5 protein-coding genes, 1 tRNA gene and 1 pseudogene are annotated in these 5,546 nt (G+C 45.2%); all 7 read left to right on the forward strand.

Annotated elements, in window-relative coordinates; all coding sequences use genetic code 11:
- The first annotated feature begins 159 nt into the window (after nucleotides 1–159).
- Nucleotides 160–232: transfer RNA gene (locus QOS06_RS10250), tRNA-Thr, on the forward strand.
- 343 nt (nucleotides 233–575) lie between these two features.
- Nucleotides 576–1,519, forward strand: a pseudogene (locus tag QOS06_RS10255) (IS30 family transposase).
- A 67-nt stretch (nucleotides 1,520–1,586) separates the two neighbouring features.
- Complete coding sequence (locus QOS06_RS10260; RefSeq protein WP_271901246.1) at nucleotides 1,587–1,808, forward strand: hypothetical protein; 222 nt, start codon at nucleotides 1,587–1,589, stop codon at nucleotides 1,806–1,808.
- Nucleotides 1,809–2,000: 192 nt separating this feature from the next.
- Nucleotides 2,001–2,459 carry a hypothetical protein gene (locus QOS06_RS10265; protein WP_271901247.1) on the forward strand — a complete coding sequence of 153 codons (459 nt, stop codon included), beginning with the start codon at nucleotides 2,001–2,003 and terminating at the stop codon, nucleotides 2,457–2,459.
- 97 nt (nucleotides 2,460–2,556) lie between these two features.
- The gene (locus QOS06_RS10270; RefSeq protein WP_271901248.1) at nucleotides 2,557–2,796 is read left to right on the forward strand and encodes a hypothetical protein; all 240 of its coding nucleotides are present in this window, start codon (nucleotides 2,557–2,559) and stop codon (nucleotides 2,794–2,796) included.
- A 135-nt stretch (nucleotides 2,797–2,931) separates the two neighbouring features.
- Nucleotides 2,932–3,060: a hypothetical protein gene (locus QOS06_RS10275; RefSeq protein WP_271901250.1), complete on the forward strand. Its 129-nt coding sequence runs from the start codon at nucleotides 2,932–2,934 to the stop codon at nucleotides 3,058–3,060.
- A gap of 236 nt (nucleotides 3,061–3,296) precedes the next feature.
- A partial coding sequence (locus tag QOS06_RS10280; protein WP_283596013.1) for a mucin-binding protein occupies nucleotides 3,297–5,546 on the forward strand: 2,250 nt, incomplete at its 3' end.

Here is a 5,546-nt window from a genome sequence, read left to right on the forward strand (position 1 = left end):
GAACACAGAAGTTAAGCTTCAACACGCCGAAAGTAGTTGGGGGATCGCTCCCTGCGAGGATAGGACGTTGCCATGCGATCAAAACGTGAACCGGTTAAACGATTCGCGTCTTTTCTTTAATAACAGTTTCTGGTATAATTAATTAGGAATTGTTATTATGCTGACTTAGCTCAGTTGGCAGAGCACGTCACTAGTAATGATGAGGTCGGAGGTTCGAATCCTCTAGTCAGCATTATTAAAACTGATAAAGCCTGATATATCAATGTTTTACGTATGAATATCAGGCTTTGTTTTTGTTTGCATATAAATGTAATGCACACGCTATGCACATGGCAATTAGCGTGTGCACAATGAAAATTTTCAAGAGCTGTAGAATACTGATACAATAGGATCTTAAGGACATTTTTAGTGTGCAAGGCCTTATAAGATTAGACTATCTATGAGTCGCTTAGATTCATAGATAGTTTTTTACTTGGTAGATTGTAAAATTTAAGTTGAACATATTAGTGAACAGAAAAACCCATCAAGACCTTTAATGGTGTCACCACAACATTCCATTAGAAAGAAGGACCTTTATGGGCACCACTATTTTATCATTTGAAGACCGCGTTGTCATCGAAACACTTCATCATGAAAAGCACTCACTTCAATATATTGCCGATTATTTAGGCTTTAGTAAAACCACTATCTTTAATGAGGTTCATCGCTTAGCTGGTGAGTATCACGCAGTTAAGGCTCAAACTGACCATGAAGTTAAACTTAGTCATCGTGGTCGTAAAACCATCTTAACGACTAACCTAAAGCGATTGATTGAAGAAAAATCAAGATTCAAAAATGGTCAATGGAGCAAGTGGCTCATGTAGTTAAAATTGCCTACAAAACCATCTATAACTGGATTGATCAGGGACTACTGGATATTAATGTGACTGATTTACCTGACCATGGTATTCGTCGCAAACGAGCTAAAGAAACCCGTGGTACTTTTAGTCATGGACGTCCCATCGAAGATTGTCCAGCTGAAATTTCTGATCGTAATACTTCAGGTCACTTCGAAGCTGATACGGTTTTATCTGGAAAACGTAAAGGTCAAGCAGTGGCTACGTTTGTCGAGCGTAAGAGTCGGCTTACCATCGTTAAACGGCTTAATGGACGAGATAGTACTTCAATGACCAAGGCTATTTTAGAATTAGCTAGCCAGTTAGGAGATAATCTCAAGACCCTTACTGTTGACCATGGGAAAGAATTCGCCAACTACAATTTAATTGAAGAACAGACCGGTGTTCCGCTGTACTTTGCGCACGCTTATTCGCCACATGAACGAGGCAGTAATGAAAATCGCAACCGAGTACTACGCCGTTTCATTCCCAAAGGTCAACCGATTGATGAGATTACTGATGATGAATTGATTCAAATTAACTGGTCTTTGAATTCCCGACCACTCAAATGCTTAAATTGGCGAACCGTTAATAATCCGATTATTTATCGTGCGACTTTCCGAAAAGATTTACCTTTGGTTTAGTTGGTGCTATCCTTAGGGTGTTTAAGATGTTTTTACGAGCTTTTAAAAATGGTGAGGGAAGAAAAACGTGAAAGAATTGGCGACGGCTACGGTAGTTGCGGCGGCCGTTGTAACGACGGGGGTCGCGGTTAATGCGACCACGGCTCACGCTGACGATGCCACAACCGGCGCCCCAGTTTCAACTGCTTCAGCAACGGTGCAAACGCCAACTGGCAAGGCTGAAAATACGGCTAACGCGGCGACAACCAGCTTAGCTGATGCAACGCAACAGGCGAACAATACCAAGTAAGCCCTTGATACGGCGCAAGCGGACAACGACGCAGCGCAAGGGGCACTAGCCAACCAGCAAAATGAAGTTGCCAAGGATGCGGCGGCGGTCCAAGCCGGGAAAAAGGCGGTAGCCAAGGCGCAAACCGACCTGCAAAACGCTACTAGTGAAAATATTGCGGCAGCTAAGCAGTCAGTTACGGACCAAGAGCAAGTGGTTAGTGCCGCCCAGGAAAAGGTAGCCACCGCCCAAAAGGACGTTGAAACGACCAAGCAGGCAGCAGAGCAAGCCAATCAAGCCGTGAATGACGCGCAAGCTAAGGTTGACGCCGCGCAACAAAAGGTAACGGCGGCGACCAACGCTTTAGACGGCTCGGCATTAGGAAAGGCCCAACAGGAATTGACGCAGGCGCAAACTGCTGCTAAGCAAGCCCAAGCTAAGTTGACGGCCGCGCAAAAGGCGTTAGCAGACGCACAAACGGCTAAGCAACAAGCGGATGATGCTTTAGCGGCCGCCAAGGAACAACAAAAGCAAGCTCAATCGGCTTACAATCAAGCAATCAAGAATGGGGCTAAGCCAGTCGCGGCGGCTGTTGTTACTGATAACCACATTACTTTGCCAAGCAACTACATGAACTTATTGAATGATCATGAAGGAAGCCACTCTGGCTAAGGCCAAGCAAGACTTGGCAACGGCCGAAAGTGATCTGAACAAGGCCAAGGCGGCGGCTGCTGATCCACAAGCTAAGTACGAAGCGGCCAAGGCGGCGTTGCCAGAATTGCAAGCGCGGGCTGACGCCGCGCAAGCAGCGTTAGCGGCGAAGGCAGCGCGAGTCGCGGCCTTAAAGCGGGTTGAAGCCCAGGCCACGGCAATGAAGCACCAAGCGCACCAAGCTGCTTTGCCACAAACGGGTGAAGCTACCCCGGCGGTTGGTTGGATGTCCGCCCTGGGCTTGGCAATGGTTTCCATGCTGACCGGGACCAGTTTACTAAAGAAGTGTCACAACTAGGTTAATTAAATTTGTTCACCATTGCTTTTCACTAATTAACAATTCAAGATTTCCCAAGCCCCCACTGAGCCTTGTCTTGGTGGGGGTTTTTGGTGTTTATTAAGCATTTTCTTACTAAAGTTGAGGATTTAGCGGGTGGAATTTGCACCATTAAGCAGAAAGATTGTTAGGAAGTGGGGCATTGCTGACGAAAAGTCAATAACAATTCAAAATAAAATAGATTTAAAAGTATTTATATTTTTATTGGAATATGAAGTAAAATAGAAGAAAAATGAAACGATAAAAGAAAAAAGTAGCGATACCGAGCAAAAAATGGCAGTTGGGTCATAAGACAAATTTGGTAAAACGGTTGATTTTTAAAAGATGAGTAGCTAGAATTAAAACTGCTGATTTTTTGAGTATAAAAAATAATTTCCATCGGTCTGACGAAGCGAAGGGTTATCACCCTCTTAATTGTTTATCTGGAAATTAAAAAAGAGAGAGGAATATTTCATAAAGTTATGGTTAGCCGGAAAAACACATTCTTAAAAATGCGCAAAACTGCCAAAAAAGTCAATCGATTCACAATTAAGAAAACTAGTCTTGGGGTTGCTTCAGTTGCTGTCGCCAGTCTCTTATATTGGAATGGCTTGGCAATTCATGCTCAAGCTGCCGAAGCAACCAGTGTTGACGCAACGGTTTTAAATCACGCAGAAAGTCAATTGGATGACAAAAGCCAAGTTACTTTACGCCCAGTTGCTTCTACGAGCCAGACCCCGACGCAGACGACTTTAAACGAAGCGACGACCGCAGCTGACCGGGCGGCATTAGTTAACGCCCGCCAAGCATTGCTTGATGCAATCAAAGCAGCTCAGGCCAGTGGGATTACGGTTGAGCAAGCGACTCCGCAGGTGACGGTTGCAGATCAAGCCACGAAAGACTGGGTAACCGCCACAACAACAGACTATCAAACGCAAGCGGCTGCCTTGCAGGAGCAGCTTGAAAACACGCAGGCAGCCTTGGCAAAGTGGGAGCAAGAACGGCAAGCGCAAGCAGAAAAATTTAATCCCAATCAAGCAATTGAAGCTACGGACAAAGCATACGTAGAAAACAGCTTTGAATACCATACTGATGCTGAAGCGGTTCAAGCTGCCTATGTCAAAGTAGTTGACGGTCAGGAAGTTGAACAACCAATTCCGTTGACGGATGCTAACTTCAATGTTTTGGCAGACCAAAGTGGCAAGCCGCGTTATTTTATGGAAAATAATCCCGTCCGCTTGCAGGTAAATGATGTTACTGCTGATACCAAGTTGCGAATTAAGTGGACGAAAGTTTTAACTGACGCGAACACAAAGCGTTCTTACGATATGGTGATTGAATTATCTGACCCAATCATCGATCAACGCTTTGCGGGGGTGAATACCAAAGGGTTTTATGAAATTTTTCGAGACCCAGCTAATGGGATCGTCTTTGATCGGATTACGGCTTTAAAATTGACGAAGTACCTAGTTGAAACGGGAACGGATAAGGTTTACGAAGGGGAAGATTACTTTACCCAAGATACCTTGAATCGCCAAGTGCCAATTGATGGCTTGGATGCCTTGAAAGCGCGGGCGGAATTTGTGAAGCCAATTGATGGCAGTTTGGCGGCGTTTATTCCGAGTGGTTCGCAGATTATTCCGACCCCGCAAGACATTAGCCAGGGGAATTCTGGAGCGAAGCAATTAATTGAAAAAATTAATGCGACCCGACCTGCTGATCAGCAACTGAGTGAGACAGTGTACTATTCAAAAGGTTTTGATAAGTATATTGCCAATGCCGAAGCAATTGTTTTCTTAACGCAAGGTAAGGCTAGCTTTATCTTAGGGGTGGTGAACCCGAATACACAAGGTGATCCAGATGATATTCAAACTGCCAATCCTGCGGATCCAGACCACCCGAATATGGTTTGGAAAGATTATACGCAGATTGGTTTTGGGATTTTAGATAAGTCAAAATTTGTGAGCTATGATAAGCCAACCTTGACGTATCATGAAGACCTGCTTCAGACGAGTGAAAAAGTAACTGCCAGCCGGCAGATCAACTATCAGTATGAAGGACTTAAAGCAAATGAACCGACTTTGCCGCCATCAGTAACGCAAGAAGCTGATTTTACGCGAACGGTGACAATTGATTATGCCCGGGTGTTGCAAGGCGACCCGGGGGTAGCAGCAACCCCATGGCAAACGGCAGTCGCGAGTCTACCAGCACAAAAGGTTCCAGTGATCGATGGTTATCATGCGGATCAAAAACAAGTGGCGGAAATTGCAACAAGCGTGGTAAAGATCAATGATGCTGGTCAAGTTAGTGGCCTTTCAAATGTAACGGTCACGTACCGACCAAATGGGAAGATCATCCCGATTAATGAAAACGGGAGTGAGATTCCAAACGTTAAACAGCCACAATACACTACTGATCCAGGTGATCCAACCAAGGTCACTCCGGACCAACCAGTGCCAGACGTGCCGGGCTACGTACCAAGTACCGAGACGGTCACACCAAGTGATCCAAATCAGAATACAAAAGTGATCTACGTGAAGAAGGATGCCAACTTTACGGTGCGGTACCTGGATCAAGACAATGGCAACGAACCGATCACGAGCGACAAGGTCGACGGGAAGTACGGCGACAAGGTAACGTACAGTACGGCCGACAAACTGAAAACGTTGAGTGACCAAGGTTACGTCCTGGTTGAAGATCGTTACACCAAGCAAGTTGGTGGTGAACTAGGC

This window comes from Limosilactobacillus sp. DJ3M12 (assembly GCF_947381695.1).
Taxonomy (GTDB): Bacteria; Bacillota; Bacilli; order Lactobacillales; family Lactobacillaceae; genus Limosilactobacillus; species Limosilactobacillus kinnaridis.